The sequence below is a fragment of the Streptomyces sp. NPDC097640 genome, from assembly GCF_040302705.1.
GTDB lineage: Bacteria > Actinomycetota > Actinomycetes > Streptomycetales > Streptomycetaceae > Streptomyces.
Genome location: NZ_JBEOSB010000005.1, coordinates 371,854 through 388,747 on the forward strand (window position 1 = coordinate 371,854; position 16,894 = coordinate 388,747).

Annotated in this window: 16 protein-coding genes; 5 read left to right on the top strand and 11 right to left on the bottom strand. The window is 72.0% G+C overall.

The window, feature by feature from the left end; all coding sequences use genetic code 11:
- Window positions 1–99: 99 nt before the first annotated feature.
- On the top strand, window positions 100–882 hold the full coding sequence (locus tag ABTY62_RS10175; protein WP_352128958.1) for a hypothetical protein: 783 nt from the start codon (window positions 100–102) through the stop codon (window positions 880–882).
- Window positions 883–1,024: 142 nt separating this feature from the next.
- On the top strand, window positions 1,025–1,411 hold the full coding sequence (locus tag ABTY62_RS10180; protein ID WP_352128959.1) for a nuclear transport factor 2 family protein: 387 nt from the start codon (window positions 1,025–1,027) through the stop codon (window positions 1,409–1,411).
- Here ABTY62_RS10180 and ABTY62_RS10185 read toward each other — a convergent pair.
- Window positions 1,401–2,204, bottom strand: a complete 804-nt coding sequence (locus tag ABTY62_RS10185) for a helix-turn-helix transcriptional regulator (protein WP_352128960.1) — start codon at window positions 2,202–2,204, stop codon at window positions 1,401–1,403. The two genes, ABTY62_RS10180 and ABTY62_RS10185, sit on opposite strands and share 11 nt — an antisense overlap.
- Before the next feature lie 94 nt (window positions 2,205–2,298).
- On the opposite strand from ABTY62_RS10185, the gene ABTY62_RS10190 reads away from it, so the two are divergent.
- Window positions 2,299–2,604 (top strand): 4a-hydroxytetrahydrobiopterin dehydratase, encoded by a 306-nt coding sequence (locus ABTY62_RS10190; protein ID WP_311728376.1) that lies wholly within the window; start codon window positions 2,299–2,301, stop codon window positions 2,602–2,604.
- Window positions 2,605–2,681: 77 nt separating this feature from the next.
- Window positions 2,682–3,599, top strand: coding sequence for a class I SAM-dependent methyltransferase (locus ABTY62_RS10195; protein WP_352128961.1), 918 nt, complete (start codon window positions 2,682–2,684; stop codon window positions 3,597–3,599).
- Window positions 3,600–3,674: 75 nt separating this feature from the next.
- On the opposite strand, the gene ABTY62_RS10200 is transcribed toward ABTY62_RS10195, so the two are convergent.
- The 5 genes from ABTY62_RS10200 to ABTY62_RS10220 form a co-directional block, all read right to left on the bottom strand.
- Window positions 3,675–4,844 carry a S1 family peptidase gene (locus ABTY62_RS10200; RefSeq protein WP_352128962.1) on the bottom strand — a complete coding sequence of 390 codons (1,170 nt, stop codon included), beginning with the start codon at window positions 4,842–4,844 and terminating at the stop codon, window positions 3,675–3,677.
- A 300-nt stretch (window positions 4,845–5,144) separates the two neighbouring features.
- Window positions 5,145–5,978 carry an aldo/keto reductase gene (locus ABTY62_RS10205; protein ID WP_352128963.1) on the bottom strand — a complete coding sequence of 278 codons (834 nt, stop codon included), beginning with the start codon at window positions 5,976–5,978 and terminating at the stop codon, window positions 5,145–5,147.
- Between the two features lie 304 nt (window positions 5,979–6,282).
- Window positions 6,283–6,996 carry a hypothetical protein gene (locus ABTY62_RS10210; RefSeq protein WP_352128964.1) on the bottom strand — a complete coding sequence of 238 codons (714 nt, stop codon included), beginning with the start codon at window positions 6,994–6,996 and terminating at the stop codon, window positions 6,283–6,285.
- A gap of 20 nt (window positions 6,997–7,016) precedes the next feature.
- Window positions 7,017–8,843, bottom strand: coding sequence for an AMP-dependent synthetase/ligase (locus tag ABTY62_RS10215; protein ID WP_352128965.1), 1,827 nt, complete (start codon window positions 8,841–8,843; stop codon window positions 7,017–7,019).
- A gap of 133 nt (window positions 8,844–8,976) precedes the next feature.
- Window positions 8,977–9,834, bottom strand: a complete 858-nt coding sequence (locus tag ABTY62_RS10220; RefSeq protein ID WP_352128966.1) for a LysR substrate-binding domain-containing protein — start codon at window positions 9,832–9,834, stop codon at window positions 8,977–8,979.
- A 118-nt stretch (window positions 9,835–9,952) separates the two neighbouring features.
- Here ABTY62_RS10220 and ABTY62_RS10225 point away from each other — a divergent pair, with 118 nt between their 5' ends.
- On the top strand, window positions 9,953–11,017 hold the full coding sequence (locus ABTY62_RS10225; protein ID WP_352128967.1) for a bile acid:sodium symporter family protein: 1,065 nt from the start codon (window positions 9,953–9,955) through the stop codon (window positions 11,015–11,017).
- 58 nt (window positions 11,018–11,075) lie between these two features.
- Here the strand turns inward: ABTY62_RS10225 and ABTY62_RS10230 are convergent, their stop codons facing one another.
- From ABTY62_RS10230 to ABTY62_RS10250, 5 genes are all read right to left on the bottom strand, one after another.
- Window positions 11,076–11,717 carry a response regulator gene (locus tag ABTY62_RS10230; RefSeq protein ID WP_352128968.1) on the bottom strand — a complete coding sequence of 214 codons (642 nt, stop codon included), beginning with the start codon at window positions 11,715–11,717 and terminating at the stop codon, window positions 11,076–11,078.
- On the bottom strand, window positions 11,710–13,050 hold the full coding sequence (locus tag ABTY62_RS10235; RefSeq protein ID WP_352128969.1) for a sensor histidine kinase: 1,341 nt from the start codon (window positions 13,048–13,050) through the stop codon (window positions 11,710–11,712). Before ABTY62_RS10235 ends, ABTY62_RS10230 begins: the two co-directional genes overlap by 8 nt.
- Window positions 13,051–13,060: 10 nt before the next feature.
- Window positions 13,061–13,837 (bottom strand): ABC transporter permease, encoded by a 777-nt coding sequence (locus ABTY62_RS10240; protein WP_352128970.1) that lies wholly within the window; start codon window positions 13,835–13,837, stop codon window positions 13,061–13,063.
- Complete coding sequence (locus ABTY62_RS10245) at window positions 13,834–14,736, bottom strand: ABC transporter ATP-binding protein (RefSeq protein ID WP_352128971.1); 903 nt, start codon at window positions 14,734–14,736, stop codon at window positions 13,834–13,836. The genes ABTY62_RS10240 and ABTY62_RS10245 overlap by 4 nt, the downstream gene beginning before the upstream one ends.
- A gap of 158 nt (window positions 14,737–14,894) precedes the next feature.
- Window positions 14,895–16,838, bottom strand: a complete 1,944-nt coding sequence (locus tag ABTY62_RS10250; protein WP_352128972.1) for an exo-alpha-sialidase — start codon at window positions 16,836–16,838, stop codon at window positions 14,895–14,897.
- Window positions 16,839–16,894: the final 56 nt, after the last annotated feature.

The window sequence follows — 16,894 nt, forward strand, 5'->3', positions numbered from 1 at the left end:
AAGAGTAGACAGTGTCTACCAGGCTCAAGATCCGGTCGGCTGGGCCAGAATGATGGACCGACACATAGGTGACGACTCGTGAGAAACCTTGAGGCCGACATGACTGAGCACCAGCCGCCGACGCCCCCTCAGCCCCAGGGACTTCCCCCGCAGCCCGCGGGCTTCCCGCCGCAGCCGATACCGCACCCGGCCCTCGCCCCCGCCGCGGCCCCCGCCGCGGCCCCGGCCCCGGTTCCGGTCCCGCGACAGGGACGGTTCTCGCTGCGCAATCCGCTGGTCACCGCGGCCATCGGCCTCGTGGTCGGGCTCGCCGCGGCCGGCATACCCGCGCTGCTCTCGGACGACGACGGCGGGGGCTTCGGCGGCGGGGGCGGCGGGGGCGAGCTCAGCGCCCCCGCGAAGCTCGACGGGCTCAGACCCCTCGTGGACGCCCAGCGCGAGTCCAACGGCGCCAAGGGCGAGAAGACGGCCGAACAGCTCGCCGAGGAGGCGCGCCTGAGCGGTGAGCGGGTGTCCAAGGCGTACGGCGGTGCCGCCGCCGTGGTGAAGCAGTATGTCGACAAGGACTTCCAGACGACCGCGACGCTGATCGCGGTCCGCAGCCGCGCCCCCGAGCCGTACGTCCTCTACGCGGACCCGAAGCGGCTCGGTCTGGCCAAGGCGCCCGACGAGCTCAAGACCATCGGCGATGTCTCGTGCGTGCTCTACAACCAGCCCACCATGGAGGGATCCGAACCCACCGCGGACTCCGTGCACGTCACCTACTGCCAGCGCACCGGCGCCGGGCTGACCGTCCAGGTCCGTACGGCCGGCAGCGGCGTGTCCAACCAGCCGAACAAGGTCGCGGACCTGGTCGAGGAGGCATGGTCGGCGCTGTCCTGAGCCGGGCCGTCGTCATTACCTGGCGGGTAATCGACCGGGCGAGCCGTCGGCGGCAGGGTGGAGGCATCGGGTTCCGGGCCGGCGCACTCCGGCTCGGGACCCGGCCCACCAGTGGAATTCACACAATGAGGAGCGCCCTGCCATGACCGCCCAGTCGCAGTACGAGACCGCCGTCGCCCGCTACTTCGAGGCGTGGAACGCGACCGGCGCCGAGGCCCGCGCCAAGGCCGTCGCCGCCGCCTGGACCGAGGACGGCGGCTACACCGACCCGCTCGCCGCCGTCAGCGGCCACGACCAGCTCGCGGCGGTCATCGCCGGGGCCCAGGAGCAGTTCCCCGGCTTTGTCTTCCAGCACACCGGGACCGTCGACGGCCACCACGACACCGCCCGCTTCACCTGGGAGCTGGTGTCCACGGCCGACGGCTCCGCGCCGGTCGCCGGGTCCGATGTGATCACCCTGGCCGAGGACGGCCGGATCCGCTCCGTCCTCGGCTTCCTGGACCGGGTCCCGGCGGCCCCTACGGCATGAGCCGCCGCAGGGCCTGCGCCGTCTCCGGGTCGGCCGGGAGCAGGGTCTCGATGGCCAGCTCGGAGACGGTGACGTCCATGGGGGTGTTGAAGGTCGTGATCGTGGACACGAACGACAGCACCTCTCCCGCGTGCTCGATCACCATCGGCAGCGCGAACGGCGCCTGGTCCCCGCCCACGGCCGCCTCCTCCCGGCCCCCCGCGCCCACCGGATAGGCGCTGACCTCCTCGTACAGCTCCCGCAGCGGCGAGGAGCGCATCAGCGCCAGCTGCCGCTCCATCTGCTCCAGCAGATGGCCGCGCCACTCGCGCAGATTGCGGATCCGCGGGGCCAGCCCGTCCGGGTGCAGGGTGATGCGCATCGCGTTCATCGGCGGCTGGAGAAGGTGCTCCGCGACCCCCTCGAGCACCGCGGCCATGGCCCGGTTCGCCGCCACCACGTGATACGTGCCGTCCACGACGATCGCGGGGTACGGGTCGTAGGCCGTCAGCAGCCGCTCCATCCCCTCGCGCAGCGGGCCCATCAAGGGGTCGTCCAACGAGGTCTCCGAGTAGTGCGGTGCGTAACCCGCCGCGATCAGCAGGGCGTTGCGCTCGCGTACGGGCACGTCCAGGTGTTCGGCGAGGCGCAGCACCATCTCCTGGCTGGGCCTGGCCCGCCCGGTCTCGATGAAGCTGATGTGGCGGGCGGAGGAGTCGGCGCGCAGCGCGAGTTCGAGCTGGCTGATGCGCCGCCGGTCCCGCCATTCGCGCAGCAGCGAGCCCACCCCCGGGGCAGTCACGGCAGTCGTCATACCCCGACCGTAACCGAACACGTGCCGCCGGCCTCGCGGGTGGTCGGAGGGGCGCGTGGGAGGGTGGGACCAGTCGCGACGAAAGGGAGGCGCCATGGCCGTCGAGCCGCTGTCGAACGAGGAGATCGAGCGGGGCCTCGCGGACCTCCCCGGCTGGTCGCTGCGGGACGACCTGCTGGTGCGCGGCTACTCCTTCCCGGGCCACCCGGCCGCGGCCCGCCTGGTGGCCGAGGTCGCCGAGGCGCAGGAGGAGCTGGGACACCACTCCGATCTGACCCTCGGCTACAACAAGGTCGGCGTCTCGGTGAACACCCACAGCGTCGGCGGCAAGGTGACCGAACTCGACCTCCGGCTCGCCCACCGCATCGAGGACATCGCCCGCGCACAGGGCGTCGCCTAGCCGGTGCGCGGCGGGCCTGATTGCCGAACCGGCAAGTATGTTTGCCGGTGGCTCGGGGGCGGGGGCAGGCTCCTCGTATGACCCGACACCCGCACACCCACGACGACCACGCCCACCACCAGCCCGGCGGCCACGCCCACGGCGACGCCTCGCACGCCGTCGACTGGGCCGTCTTCGGAACGCTCCTCGAAAAGAACGCGGACCTCAACACCCCCGCCCTCGAGGAGACCGCCGAGTGGCTGCGCGGGCTCCTCGCCGTGCCCGTGCGCCGCGCGCTCGACGTGGGCAGCGGGCCCGGCGGCGCCACCTGCCTGTTCGCCCGCGCCTTCCCCGACGCCGAGGTCGTGGCCGTCGACGGCACCCCGGAGCTGCTGGAGCGCGCCCATGCCCGCGCCGAGCGGCTCGGGGTCGCCGACCGCGTACGGACCCACCTGGCCGAGCTGCCCGACGGGCTGGCCGACATGGGCGAGGCGGATCTGATCTGGTCCAGCAAGGCGGTGCACCACCTGGGGGACCAGCAGGGAGCCCTCGACGGGCTCGCCGCCGCGCTGCGCCCCGGCGGGGTGCTGGCCGTGTCCGAGGGCGGGCTGCCGCTGCGCGCGCTGCCCCGCGACATCGGCATCGGCCGCCCCGGCCTGCTGGCCCGGATCGACGCCGTGCAGGACGAGGGGTTCACCGAGATGCGGGCGGAGCTGCCCGGCGCCAAGGAGATCGTCGAGGACTGGCCCGCCATGCTCGGGGCGGCCGGGCTGACCGGGGCCCGCAGCCGTACCTTCCTGGTCGACCACCCCGCACCGCTGGACGCCCCGGCCCGCGAGATGCTGCACATCGAGCTGGCCCGCCTGCACGAGCGGCTGGCCGACCGCCTCGACGCGACCGACCGCGCCACGCTCGGGCGGCTCATCGACCCCGACGACGAGGCGGGCGTGCTGCGCCGGCCGGATGTGTTCTGGCTGAGCGCGTTCACCGTCCACGCGGCCGTCAAGCCCCGGTGACCGGGCACCGCCCGGGTCCGTCGCCGCATACGAGCGGACACGGACCCGGGCGGACCGCCGGACGGGGGCGGGGCCTCAACCCGTGGTGAGGGCGAGGCCGTACGCCGAGAGGATCGGGTTCACCGGCTGGAAGTACGTGGTGCCGCCGGCCGTGCAGTCGCCGGAGCCGCCGGAGGTGACGCCCTGGGCCTGGCTGCCGGAGATGTACGAGCCGCCGGAGTCGCCGGGCTCGGCGCACACCGTGGTCCGGGACAACCCGCTGACCAGCCCCTCGGCGTAGCGCACGCTGGTGTCGAGCTGCTCGATCGTGCCGCAGTGCCAGCCGGTCGTCGAGCCGGAGCGGCAGACGGAGGAGCCCGCCGGCGCCTGCTGGGAGCCGGCGACCGTGACGATCGCGCCGCCGGGGCCGAGCACCGCGGGGGTGGGCTTCCAGTCGGTGTTGACCGACACCCAGGCGTAGTCGTTGCCGGGGAAGCGGGAGGCCTGGAAGGTGCCCTGGGCGGTGCGGTTGACGCCGGTGGTGGTGGCGCCCGCCTCGCCGCAGTGGCCCGCGGTGACAAAGCCGCCCTGGGAGCCCTTCGTCACCGAGAACCCGATCGAGCAGCGCGCGGTGCCGTTGATGTAGTACGCCTCGCCGCCGCGCACATCGTCCAGCGGCTGCGGCTGCTCGTCGGACTCCACGATCCGTACGACGCCGGGGGCCACGCCGCTGGCGGCGACGAAGTCGGAGGCCCTGGCGAGGTCGGTCGACTGGACCACGACGCTGTTGGTCTTCACATCGACGTACCAGACGGAGGCGGCCGTCGAGGCGCGCTGCTCGGCCGTGCGGTCCAGGGCGTCCTTCGCGGCGGTCAGGTCGTCCAGGCTGTGGCTGACCGTCACGGCCTTGGCGCCGGCGGCGGTGATGACGCCGTGCCGGCCCTGATCGGTGGTGGCGACCGTGAGCTCGGCGGTCTTGCCGGTCACCCACGCGCCGCCGAAGGCGGTCCCGAGGCTCTGGCGGAGGGCCGGGGTGGCCGTGCCCGCCCGGTACTCGTTGGTGATCCGGGCCCTCGCCTCGTCGGCCGTGAGGCCGAGGTCGCGCCGCATCGAGTCGAGCATTTCGGCGGGGACTTCGGCGGGGACTCCGGCGGTGGTCTCGGCGGTGGGGCCGGGGGCCGCGGCGGCGGGTATGGCGGTCAGGGAGAGAGCGGCGATGGCGATGGCACAACCAGCGGTCAGGGCAGGTCTGTGACTGCGGAGCATCGGGGTGTCTCCTCGTGTCGTGGGGGCTTGCGTCAACGTAAGCCGGTACGACACGGGCCGCGCGCCCGTCCGGTCTCCCCGGTTGCGCCGCGCGGAAACACCCGGCACGACCACCCCCGGGCCCGCCCCCGGGCCCGCCGCCGGAGGGGCCCGGCGCCCGGCCCCGCAGGCCGCGGCGGCGGGCGGCGGGCGCGGATCCCACCCGAACAGCCGCCGCCAACGGGAGGTTGCGCGAACGCCCCCGTCCGCACTCGGAGAGGACGGGGGCGGGGGCGCTCGGGGCGGCGCGGGGGCGGGGCGTCACACCAGGTTGAAGGTCTCCGGGTCGGGGCCGAGGCGGTTGCCGGAGTCCATCGCGTCGATCGCGGCGAGGTCCTGGGCGTCCAGCTCGAAGTCGAACACGTCGATGTTCTCCTGTATGCGGGACGGCGTGACCGACTTGGGGATCACCACATTGCCCAGGTCCAGATGCCAGCGGAGCACCACCTGCGCCGGGGACTTGCCGTGCTTCTCGGCGATGGCCGCGAGCCGGGCGTCCTCCAGCAGGCCCTTGCCCTGGCCGAGCGGGGACCACGCCTCGGTGGCGATGTTGTGCCGGGCGTTGAAGGCGCGCAGCTCCGACTGCTGGAGCTGCGGGTGCAGCTCGACCTGGTCGATCACCGGGGCGACCTCGGTCTCCGAGAGCAGCCGCTGGATGTGGGACGGGTGGAAGTTGGAGAGCCCGATGGCCCTGGCGCGGCCCTCGGCGTGGATCTTCTCGATCGCCTTCCAGCTGTCCACGTACTTGTCGACCGCCGGCCGCGGCCAGTGGATCAGATACAGGTCGACCTGGTCGAGGCCGAGCTTGGACAGCGAGGCGTCGAAGGCGCGCAGGGTGGAGTCGTAGCCCTGGTCGGCGTTCCAGAGCTTGGTGGTCACGAACAGCTCGTCGCGCGCGATGCCCGACTCCGCGATGGCCCTTCCCGTGCCCTCCTCGTTGCCGTAGATCGCGGCGGTGTCGATGCTGCGATACCCGGCCTCGAGGGCCGTGCTGACGGCAACGGCCGCCTCGTCGTCCGGGACCTGCCAGACGCCGAAGCCGAGCTGGGGCATCCGGACGCCGTTGCTGAGGGTGATGAAGGGGACCTGGCTCACGAGCGGTCGATCCTTACGTCGAATACGGGTGGGTACGTCTTCAGAGTGAACGAGCGACGGCCGAGTCGCATTCCCGTTCGGCCGCTACGACCGTTGCTTCCCGGCGCGCCCCCGCGCCACACTCCCAGCCGCCTCCGGTGTTCCCGTGTTCCCGCTCAGGCTCGGCCGCGAAGGCCACCGCCGAGGCCGGACACCGGTCCACCGTGCAGCGCGCCGCGCGCGGCGCGCTGCACGGCGCGTAAGCCGCGGCCGGCACCCGCAGCGGGCCGTCCCCGGCCCGCGCGTCACATCGGGCCCGGCCCCGTCACACCGCGCTCAGCAGCAGCGGCTCCGGGAGCTCCGCCCGGAACCGCCGCAGCACATGCCCTTCGCGGACGGTCGCGCCCACCTCGACCGCCGCCCGGCTGACCGTGGCGCGCGGCGCCCGCACCACCATGGCCAGCCGGTAGGTGCCGCCGATTCCGGCCGTGGGGGTGCGGCGGATCTCCCAGCCCGGGTCGGACCGCAGCTCGCGCCGCGCCTCCAGCCAGACCCGGGCGCCCGGCGCGGTCCGGTCCTGTCGCACGAACCCCAGCCGCGGCCCGAGGTGGGCCGGTCCGCCGGCCCGGACCGCCGCGCTGAGCTGGAGCGGTGTCATGGACCAGGCCACCGGCTGAAAGGCGGCCCGGCGGTTTCCGGCCGGATCGGCCGAGAGTGTCAGATCGAGATTGACCGTATGAAGTTGAGGATTGGCTGTTTCTTGTGCGCAGCTGACCGAAAAATGCACTAAGTGGTAGGCCGCGCTGCCTGCCTTGTCGGTCTTGTTGGCCTCCGATTCCACATAGGCTTTCAGCTCCGGCACCCGGCCGACGAGTTCCGTCGTCACCGGTACGGACAGTGGCCCGCCCAGCGCGACCCGCCCCGTCAGGGCGGGGGCCGCGGCGGCCCGGGGCGGGACATGGCCCGAAGGCCGGGAGAATTCCTCGGATACCAGTGCCAGCTCGCGCTCGGGAAGTTCGGGGAGAATGATGTCGATCATTTCCGTGCCCCCTTTGCGGCTCAGGAATGGTAGAGCGCCTCGATTTCTACGGCATACGCCTGCTCGATCGCCTTCCGCTTCAATTTCAGTGAAGGCGTCAGGAGACCATGCTCCTCCGAGAACTGAGCGGCAAGTATCCGGAACGTACGAATCGACTCGGCCTGCGAAACCAGCGTGTTGGCGGCGATCACGGCCCGCCGGATCTCCAACTCCAGATCCGGCTCGCGGACCAGCTCCTTCGCGGGCAGCTCCGGCCGTCCCCGCATCGCCAGCCAGTGCGCGACCGCCTCGGCGTCCAGCGTCACCAGCGCCGCCACATACGGCCGGTCATTGCCCACGACGATGCACTGCGCGACCAGCGGATGCGCTCTGACCCGCTCCTCCAGCACCACCGGCGAGACGGTCTTGCCACTGGAGGTCACCAGGACCTCCTTCTTCCGCCCGGTGATGGTCAGATAGCCGTCGTCGTCCAGGGTGCCCAGGTCACCGGTGGCGAGCCAGCCGTCCCGCAGCACGGCGTCGGTCGCCTTGCGGTCGGTGAGATAGCCCTCGAAGACCTGGTCGCCGGAGAGCAGCACCTCGCCGTCGTCCGCGATATGCACGGTGGTGCCCGGCAGCGGCACGCCCACCGTGCCGAAGCGTGGCCGGTCCGGCGGATTGGCCACGGCCGCCGCGGTGGTCTCGGTCAGCCCGTACCCCTCGAAGATCATGACGCCCGCGCCCGCGAAGAACAGTCCGAGCCGCCGCTCCATCGCCGAGCCGCCCGAGAAGGCGTGCCGGACCCGGCCGCCCATCGCCGCTCGCACCTTGCTGTAGACCACCTTGTCGAAGAACTGGTGCTGCATGCGCAGCGAGGCGCTCGGCCCCGGACCGATGCCGAACGCCCGGGCCTCCTGCGCCTCCGCGTACCGCACCGCGACGTCCACGGCCTTGTCGAAGGGGCCGAGCCTCCCCTCCAGCTCGGCCTTTCTGCGCGCCGCCGCGAAGACCTTCTCGAAGATGTACGGCACGGCCAGGAAGAACGTCGGCCGGAACGACTGGAGATCGGGCAGCAGCGCGGCCGCGGTGAGGCTCGGCTGGTGGGCCAGTTTCACCCGGCCGCGGATCGCGGCGACCCCGACCATCCGGCCGAAGACATGCGCGAGCGGCAGAAACAGCAGCGTCGCGGCCTCGTCGCCCCGCTTGGAGTGGAAGACCTCCTCGTAGCGGGCGACCACGTTGTCGCACTCGGCCATCAGATTGGCGTGGCTGATGACACAGCCCTTGGGACGGCCCGTGGTGCCCGAGGTGTAGACGATGGTCGCCGGGTTCTCGGGCTGGAGCGCCTTGCGGTGGCGGTGCACCACCTCGTCGTCCATCGACGCCCCGGCCGCGGTCAGCTGGTCCACCGCGCCCGCGTCCAGCTGCCACAGCCGGGTCAGCATCGGCAGCCGCCCGATCACCGAGCCGACCGTCATCGCGTGGTCCTCGTGCTCCACGACACAGGCGGAGACCTCCGCGTCGTACAGCATCCAGAAGACCTGCTCGGCGGAGGAGGTGGGGTACATCGGCACGCTCTGCGCCCCCAGGGACCACAGCGCGAAGTCGAACAGCGTCCACTCGTAGCGGGTGCGGGACATGATGGCGACGCGGTCGCCGAAGCGCACGCCCTGGGCCAGCAGCCCCTTGGCGAGCCCCAGCACCTGGTCACGGAACTCGCCCGCGGACACATCGAGCCACTGGCCGTCGGCGGTTCTGCGCCCCAGAGCCACCCGGTCCGGATCCGTCTCGGCATGCTCGAAGACAGCATCCGCCAGTCCTCCGGCCTGCGGAGGGCTCGTCAACGGGGGGACGGTGAACTCGCGCAATGACTGGCTCCTTGAAGCTCTCCGCACAGCGCCGCGACCGTATCTGATCTGGGGCTATCAGCCCGTTGTGCGGCTCATGTGTGACGGCTATCTCCACCGAATCTCTCCCATCGGGGCACAGATGGGAGGGTCGTCAGGGCACCGGCCCCGCCAGGATCGCGGCGGCCAGCCGGTCGGCCGCGGCATGGGCCGCGGAGTCCCGCTGCCGCTCCCCGTCCAGCAGCACGAACTCCACCGGCCCCAGATCGGGCAGCCCGGCCCGGTCCGGGATCCGCGCCAGCCCCGGCGGGATCAGACCGCGGGTGTGCGCCATGACCCCCAGGCCCGCGCGCGCCGCGGCGACCAGCCCGTTGAGACTGCCGCTCGTGCATACGATCCGCCAGGGCCTGCCGTGCCGCTCCAGCACCTCCAGCGCACGGGCGCGGGTGAGGCCCGGCGGCGGAAAGACGATCAGCGGCAGCGGGCGGTCGGGGTCGAGCCGCAGCCGCTCCGCGCCGATCCACACCAGCTTGTCCCGCCACACCAGCCGGCCGCCCGGCCGCTCCTCGGACCGCTTGGCCAGCACCAGATCCAGCTTCCCCGCCGCCAGCCGCTGGTGCAGCGTGCCCGACAGCTCGACGGTCAGCTCCAGGTCCACCTCGGGGTGGTCGCGGCGGAAGCCTTCCAGGATCTGGGGCAGCCGGGTCAGGACGAAGTCCTCCGACGCGCCGAAGCGCAGCCGCCCGCGCAGCCGGGTGCCCCGGAACCAGTCCGCCGCCCGCTCGTTCGCCTCCAGGATCGTCCGGGCGAAGCCCAGCATCGCCTCGCCGTCCTCGGTCAGCTCCACCCCATGGGTGTCCCGCGCGAACAGCGGCCGGCCGACCGCGTCCTCGAGCTTGCGCACATGCTGGCTCACGGTGGACTGGCGCAGGCCGAGGCGGTGGCCGGCCTGGGTGAAGCTCAGCGTCTGGGCCACCGTGAGGAAGGTGCGCAGCTGGGACGGGTCGTACACACCGCAAGTGTAAGCCGCGGTCATCACGGAATGCGATGACAGTCAGAGCGGTCAGTGGGATTCCCGATAGTCGTGATCAAGAGGATGCTGGGGAGGGCACCGTCCGGAAAGAGAGCACATGCGCCGCCGTAAGATCACGCTTCCGTCCTGGCTCCCTCTGGACTGGTTCATCCTCACCCTGATCGGCACCGTCGGCCTCGCCGCGCTGCTGCCCGCGAGCGGGCGGGCCGCGACCGTCGCGGACGGGGCGACCACCGTCGCCATCGCCTTTCTCTTCTTCCTGTACGGCGCGCGGCTCTCCACCCGCGAGGCGCTGGACGGAATGCGCCACTGGCGCCTCCATCTGACCGTGCTGGCCTGCACCTTCGTCATCTTCCCGGTGCTCGGTATCGCCGCCCGCGGACTGGTGCCGTATGTGCTGACGCATCCGCTCTACACCGGGCTGCTCTTCCTGTGCCTGGTGCCCTCCACAGTCCAGTCCTCGATCGCCTTCACCTCGATCGCCCGCGGCAATGTCCCGGCCGCCATCTGCGCCGGCTCCTTCTCCAGCCTGGTCGGCATCGTCGTCACCCCGCTGCTGGCCGCGCTGCTGCTGGGCAGCGCGGGCGGCGGAATCTCGGCGGACTCGATCTTGAAGATCGCCCTCCAGCTGCTGGCGCCCTTCCTCGCCGGGCAACTGCTCCGCCCCTGGGTCGGCGGCTTCATCGCCCGCCACCGCAAGGTCCTCGGCTACTTCGACCGCACCTCGGTCCTGCTGGTCGTCTACGCCGCCTTCAGCGAGGGCATGGTCCGGGGCATCTGGCACACGGTGACCCCGGCGCGGCTGGGCGCGCTGCTGGCCGTCGAGGCGGTGCTGCTCGCGGCGATGCTCACGCTCACCTGGCACGGCTCCCGGCGGCTCGGCTTCAACCGCGAGGACCGGATCGCGATCGTCTTCGCCGGGTCGAAGAAGAGCCTGGCGTCCGGGCTGCCGATGGCGAGCGTGCTGTTCGGGGCGCAGGCGAGCCTGGCGGTGCTGCCGCTGATGGTCTTCCACCAGATGCAGCTGATGGTCTGCGCGGTGCTGGCCCGGCGCTTCGCCGCGACGGCACCCGAGGCGGCACCCGAGGCGGCGCCTGAATCCCCCGCGACGGCGGCCGCCCCCGTGGGGCAGCGTGAGGCGAAGGCGCCCATCGGCGCCTGAGAGGGGCCCGCGACGCCCCGGCTCCCAGGCGAGTCGGCGACGGCGCATGCGCGCGGGCTCACCCCAGAATGCCGCGGTCGTACGCCACCGCCACCGCGGCCGCCCGGTCCCTCACCCCCAACTTGCCGTACAGATGGGTCAGATGGGTCTTGACCGTCGCCTCGCTGATGAAGAGCTCCCGGGCGATCTCACGGTTCGACGTGCCCTTGGCGACCAGCGCGAGTACCTCGCGCTCGCGGGCGGAGAGCACCTCGCCCGCGGGCACGGCGGGCTTCCTGACGGCGGAGACGAGGCGGGACGCGACGGCGGGCGACAGGACGGTACGCCCCTCGGCGGCCGCGCGGACCGCCGCGAACAGCTCCTCGCGCGGCGCGTCCTTGAGCAGATATCCGGTGGCGCCCGCCTCGATCGCGGGGATCGTGTCGGAGTCCGTGTCGTACGTCGTGAGGACGAGGACCTGGGCGCGGGCGCCGCGCCGGGTGAGTTCGGCGATCGCCTCGACCCCGCTGCCGGCGGGCATGCGCAGGTCCATGAGGACGACGTCCGGATCGAGGGACAGGGCGAGGTCGACTCCCTCGACGCCGCCCGCGGCCTCGCCGAGGACGTCGAAGCCTGGATCGGAGGCGAACATGCCGTGCAGACCGTCCCGTACGACGGGGTGGTCGTCGACGATCAGCAGGGTGATTCTCTGGTCAGCCATGGCGAACCAACGGTACGCGAGCACTGATCGCGGTGCCCTGGCCGGGCTCCGACTCGATGGCGACGGTGCCCGCGATGCGTTCGGCCCGGGCGCGCATCCCGCCGAGGCCGAAGCCGCCGGTGCTCGTGCCGGTGCGCGGCGCGACGGCCAGGGGGTCGAAGCCGTGTCCGTCGTCCCGTACGTCCAGGGTGACTTCGTCATCCATGTAGGAGAGGGTGACGCCCGCGCGAGTGGCCCGGGCGTGCTTGGCCGTGTTGGCGAGGGCTTCCTGCGCGATCCGCAGGAGGGTGGCGGCGACCTCGCCGTGCAGCGGCTCGGTGGTGCCGGTCACGGTGAACCGGGCGGTGACACCGGTGCGTTCGGACCACTCGGCGACGGTCTTCTTCAGTGCCTCCTGAAGCGTGTCGTGTTCCAGAGCGGCCGGAGAGAGGTTCTGCACGGAGCGCCGGGCCTCGCTCAAGGAGTGGCGGGCCAGTGCTTGGGCACGGCCCAGGTGTTTGCGGGCCACGTCCGGGTCGGCGGTGAAGTCGACCACCTGGAGCTGGGCGATGATGCCGGTCAGGCCCTGGGCGATGGTGTCGTGGATCTCGGCGGCGAGGCGGCGGCGCTCGTCGGCGATGCCCGCCTCCCTTGCCTGGACGACGAGTTGGGCGTGCAGGGCGGCGTTCTCGGCGAGGGCCTTCTCCAGGGCGGCGATGGTCTCGGCGCGCTCCTGGGCCCTCTCGCCCTCCTTGGAGCCGAGATGACTGAAGACGATGGCGAGCGCCGCGTTCAGGATGAACAGCACGCCGAAGGCGACCCAGTTCAGCGGCGAGGGGGGCGGCAGGCCGCCGGACTGGGAGCCCCCCATGATGACGGCGGTGACCACCAACCCGGCCCGGGCGGCGCGTGGCGGCAGCAGCCGCACGGCATCGAAGTAGCTGAGGCAGGCGTAGATCGCGAAGAAGGGGTTGAGCCAGGTGAGGACGAAGGCGAGGGCGGTCCGCAGCGCGAAGTAGACCCGCCCCGCGGTCGTCCCCTCAGGCAGCCCCCGGGCGCCGAAGCTCTCACCGGCGCCGGTTACGCCGACGGCGTTCTCGGCCGGGGCGCGGCCGTCGGCGGAGTCCGCCGCGGTGAGCGCCGTGGTGTTCGCCGCGGACAGCCGCCGCTCGGTCCGGGTCCACCACACCTGGAGGGCCAGCGCGGCCAGGAGCAGAGCTCCTCCGGCGTACATCTCCCGCCGGGTCATCATCAGGTCGGCCGCCGCGGCCCCGATGAGTGTGGCGAGGCCCAGCAGGGCGTAGGGGCCGTACCGGAAGAACTGCGTCCAGCGCTCCTCGACCGTCGTCGTCATGTGGTGCGCACTACTCCCATCTGAACCAGCGCCGGGCCGCGGCGATCAGCAGCACCGTCCACAGCGCCGTGACCCCGAGGTGTGTCCAACTCGGCCAGTGTCCCGCGGCCGCCTCGTCGAGGGCCTGCGCCGCGGCGCCCAAGGGGGTCAGGCTCACGATGCGCTGAAGAGCGTCGGGCATGGCCGCCACCGGCAGCCAGACACCGGCGGTGAACATCGAAGGGAAGAACACTACTGTGCCCACCGTTTGAGTGATCTTGACTGTACGGCTGACGGCGGAGACGGTGGCGCCGAGCGCCAGGATGGCGAGTGTGGCGAGCACGAAGGCCACGAGGTATCCGAGGAGCTGGCGGGGCAGGGCCACATGGAAGACGATCCGGCCCACGGCGAGGGAGAGCGACGCGGAGACCGCCACGGCGGCACCGTGCAGCACGATCTGCGCGCCGATGACGGAGCCCGCCCGCACGGGGGTGGTGGACATGCGCCGCAGGATGCCCCGCTCGCGGTAGCCGGTGAGGACGGGCGGCATGGTCTGGATACCGGACGTGATCATGGCGAGCAGGACGGCGATGGGGACGTACAGGTCCACGACACGCAGGCCGTCGATATCGGTCGAGGGCTCCCGGAAGGAGGGGATGGCTCCCAGGATGCACAGCAGGATCGTGGGAAAGCCGAGCATCCAGAAGAAGGAGACGGGTTCACGCAGGAAGAGACGTGCCTCGGCCCGCAGGACGGCTGTGGCGCTGCCCTTGACGGCGGACGGGCGGGTGCGGGTGATGGTGCTCATGCGTCCGCTCCGGTCAGGTTGAGGTAGGCGTCGTCCAGGCTCGCTTCGACGACGCGGAGCTGGTGGGCGGTGATGCCCTGTCCGGCGAGCAGCGAAAGCACGGCGCTGACGGTCTCGTCGGTGCCCTTGACGACGACCCGCCCGTCCTTCTCCGTCACCGACGCGGCCGCGGGCAGCGCCGTCAACCGCCGCAGATCCAGCGCCGTGGAGGGCCTGAAGGAGATCTCCGTGCCGCTCGCCGTGCGCCCGATCAGCCCGGAGGGGGTGTCCAGTGCGGTGATCCGCCCCTTGTCGATCAAGGCGATCCGGTCACAGAGACGCTGGGCCTCCTCCATGAAGTGCGTGACCAGCAGCACGGTGACGCCGCTGTCCCGGATGTCCTCGATGAGCTGCCAGGTGTCGCGGCGGGCGCGCGGGTCGAGCCCGGTGGTCAGTTCGTCCAGGACGACGACAGTGGGGTTGCCGATCAGGGCGAGCGCGATGAACAGACGCTGCTTCTGGCCGCCGGAGAGCTTCGCGAACCGCGTGCGGAGCTTGTCGGTGATTCCGAGGCGCTCGGCCAGGACGCGCCAGTCGGCGGGGTCCGGGTAGCAGGCGGCGTACAGCTCGAGTGTCTCCTGCACGGTGATCTTCGGTTGCAGTTCGTTCTCCTGGAGCTGCGCGCCCAGAACGCGTGTGACGGAGCCGCGGTCGGCGATGGGGTCGTACCCGGCGACGAGGACACTGCCGCGGTCGGGGCGGCGCAGACCCTCCACGCACTCGACGGTGGTGGTCTTGCCTGCGCCGTTGGGGCCGAGGATCCCGAAGATCTCCCCCTTCTCGACGGCGAAGGAAACGTCGTCGACCGCCTTCTTGTCCCCGTATGCCTTGTGCAGGCCGCTCACTTCGATGATTGCCATGTGCATGAGCGTGCCGTGGCGGGGCTGGGGAGAACATCGGCCATCGCGCTCGAAGGAGCATCAGCCGATCGGTGGATGGCGGGGTACGACCTGGCCCGGCCTGGTTCTCCTCCCGCTGTTCTACGGACCCCGGCAGGAGAACCAGGCGATGAAGGGGGCTAGCGGACGCGGTCCAGGGGGAGTCGTACGAGCGCGGCGGGGTCCTTGCCGTGCCCGTCGGCCGTGGTGGCGTTGAACTCACGGACCTGCCGCAGCTCGGTGTCCGAGAGCGCGCGGCTCCAGATCCGGATCTCGTCCAGGTCGCCGGTCAGACGCGAGCGACTGTCGACCGCCTCGCCCACATGGATGCCGAACGGCGAGGTGCGGGTGACCGGCCCGGGCGCATCGGCGGTGGAGACGGGCGTGCCCCCGTCCACGGTCAGGGTCAGCCGGCCGCCGGTGCGGGTGAGCGCGGCGTGGTGCCACTGCCCGTCGTTGTACGCGGAGTCGGTGCTCACCGAGGCGCTGGTGAAGGTGGCGGTGCCGTTGACCGTGGTCATCAGCGCCCGGACCCGGCCGCTGGAGGGCTCACCGCGCAGCCACACCTGCGGCTGCTTGTTGCCGATGCCGCCCATCCACAGGAACGGCTGCTGGCCCGAGGCCGCGGTGTAGCGGAACCACAGGCTCACCGTGAAGTCGCGGGTGCCCAGGGGCAGCGAGGGCCGGAAGGGGACGTGCACGGCGTCGTCCGTGCCGTCGAACGACAGCCCCCGTCCGAACCGCCCCTCGGTCCGGGCCGGGCCGCCGAGGACGGTGGCCGGGCGGGCGCCGGGGGCCTGGTCCGAGGTGGTCGGGTCGGGGCCGCGGCGCGGGCCGAGCCAGTCCTCGGTGAAGCGGGCGAAGCGGATCTCGTCGCGGGCGTCGACCGCGCCGCCCTCGTACATCAGCCCGACCTCGTCGCGCGAGATGGCGACCATGTCCGAGTAGCCGGACCAGTCGGTGGTGACCACCTTGCCGCGGTCGACGGGGTCCCAGCCGCGCCCCTCGTTCCACGAGGAGCGGATCATCATGGTGCGGCGCCGGTCGGGGTCGGCGGGCGCGGCGAACAGCAGGCGGCTGTAGCCGTCCCGGTCCTCGCCCCGCAGCCGGAGGATGGAGCCCTGCACCTGGGGCGTGTACAGATCGGGGATGGTGCGGAACGGCCCGGTGAAGCTCTCGCCGCCGTCGCGACTGATGGCGAAGTCGCGGTGGCCGAGGTCCGTGCCGTCCTGCTCGCGCCCGTTGACGTAGACCGACCCGTCCTCGCGCTCCACCAGCGTCATCTCGGAGGGCTTCTGGCGGAATGTGCCGTCCGCGGCGACCGGCCAGCTGTCCACGGCGCCGATGCGCCAGGTGCCGCCGCCGTCGTCGCTGTACGCCAGCGCCGCGTGGTTGGCGGTGATCCGGGTGCCGTCGTGGCTCTCGGTGTTGATGGTGAACAGCAGCCGTCCCCGGTGGCGGCCGTGCGTCAGCTGGATGCCGTGCACGGGCCCGGTGGCGTACCAGGAGTTCCACGAGGCGGGCAGGAGCGAGTCGCTCAGATCGCGCGGGGCGGACCAGGTGACGCCGTCGTCGTCGCTGTACTGGAGGTGCGGGGTCCGGTCACAGGGCACACTGCAGCCCTGGGAGTCGTCGCGCCCGGTGTTGTACGTGCTGGCGAGCACGATGCGGCCGGTGCGCTGGTCCACGATGGGCGCCGGGTTGCCGTGGGTGTCCCCGGCGCCCTCGTTGATCACCTGGAGCGGGCCCCAGGTGCGGCCGCCGTCCGTGGAGCGCTTGAGGACCAGATCGATGTCGCCGGCGTCGCCGCAGTTGTTCACCCGCCCCTCGGCGAAGGCCAGCAGCGTGCCGTCCTTGGACTTGACGACGGCCGGGATCCGGAAGCACGAGTACCCGCTGTCCTGGGAAGACTTGAAGAGGACTTGCTGATCGAAGTCGGTAGGGGCCGCGGAAGCGGGGGATTCCGCCTCCGCGGCCCGTACCGGAATCGGGATCAGGGCCAGCGCCGCGGCGGCGAGGAGCACCGCCGCGCGGCGCCGCCATGGTCTGGACCGCTTGCGAGTAGCGCGAAGTTCTGACGCCATCGTCACCGACCTGCCCTTCAGTGGCATCTGGACATCACGACATCAAGACATCCCAC

Coding starts and splice junctions, on each gene's coding strand:
- ABTY62_RS10175 (WP_352128958.1), top strand. CDS start 100: ATGACTGAGCACCAGCCGCCGACGCCCCCTCAGCCCCAGGGACTTCCC.
- ABTY62_RS10180 (WP_352128959.1), top strand. CDS start 1,025: ATGACCGCCCAGTCGCAGTACGAGACCGCCGTCGCCCGCTACTTCGAG.
- ABTY62_RS10185 (WP_352128960.1), bottom strand. CDS start 2,204: ATGACGACTGCCGTGACTGCCCCGGGGGTGGGCTCGCTGCTGCGCGAA.
- ABTY62_RS10190 (WP_311728376.1), top strand. CDS start 2,299: ATGGCCGTCGAGCCGCTGTCGAACGAGGAGATCGAGCGGGGCCTCGCG.
- ABTY62_RS10195 (WP_352128961.1), top strand. CDS start 2,682: ATGACCCGACACCCGCACACCCACGACGACCACGCCCACCACCAGCCC.
- ABTY62_RS10200 (WP_352128962.1), bottom strand. CDS start 4,844: ATGCTCCGCAGTCACAGACCTGCCCTGACCGCTGGTTGTGCCATCGCC.
- ABTY62_RS10210 (WP_352128964.1), bottom strand. CDS start 6,996: ATGATCGACATCATTCTCCCCGAACTTCCCGAGCGCGAGCTGGCACTG.
- ABTY62_RS10225 (WP_352128967.1), top strand. CDS start 9,953: ATGCGCCGCCGTAAGATCACGCTTCCGTCCTGGCTCCCTCTGGACTGG.
- ABTY62_RS10230 (WP_352128968.1), bottom strand. CDS start 11,717: ATGGCTGACCAGAGAATCACCCTGCTGATCGTCGACGACCACCCCGTC.
- ABTY62_RS10235 (WP_352128969.1), bottom strand. CDS start 13,050: ATGACGACGACGGTCGAGGAGCGCTGGACGCAGTTCTTCCGGTACGGC.
- ABTY62_RS10240 (WP_352128970.1), bottom strand. CDS start 13,837: ATGAGCACCATCACCCGCACCCGCCCGTCCGCCGTCAAGGGCAGCGCC.
- ABTY62_RS10245 (WP_352128971.1), bottom strand. CDS start 14,736: ATGGCAATCATCGAAGTGAGCGGCCTGCACAAGGCATACGGGGACAAG.
- ABTY62_RS10250 (WP_352128972.1), bottom strand. CDS start 16,838: ATGGCGTCAGAACTTCGCGCTACTCGCAAGCGGTCCAGACCATGGCGG.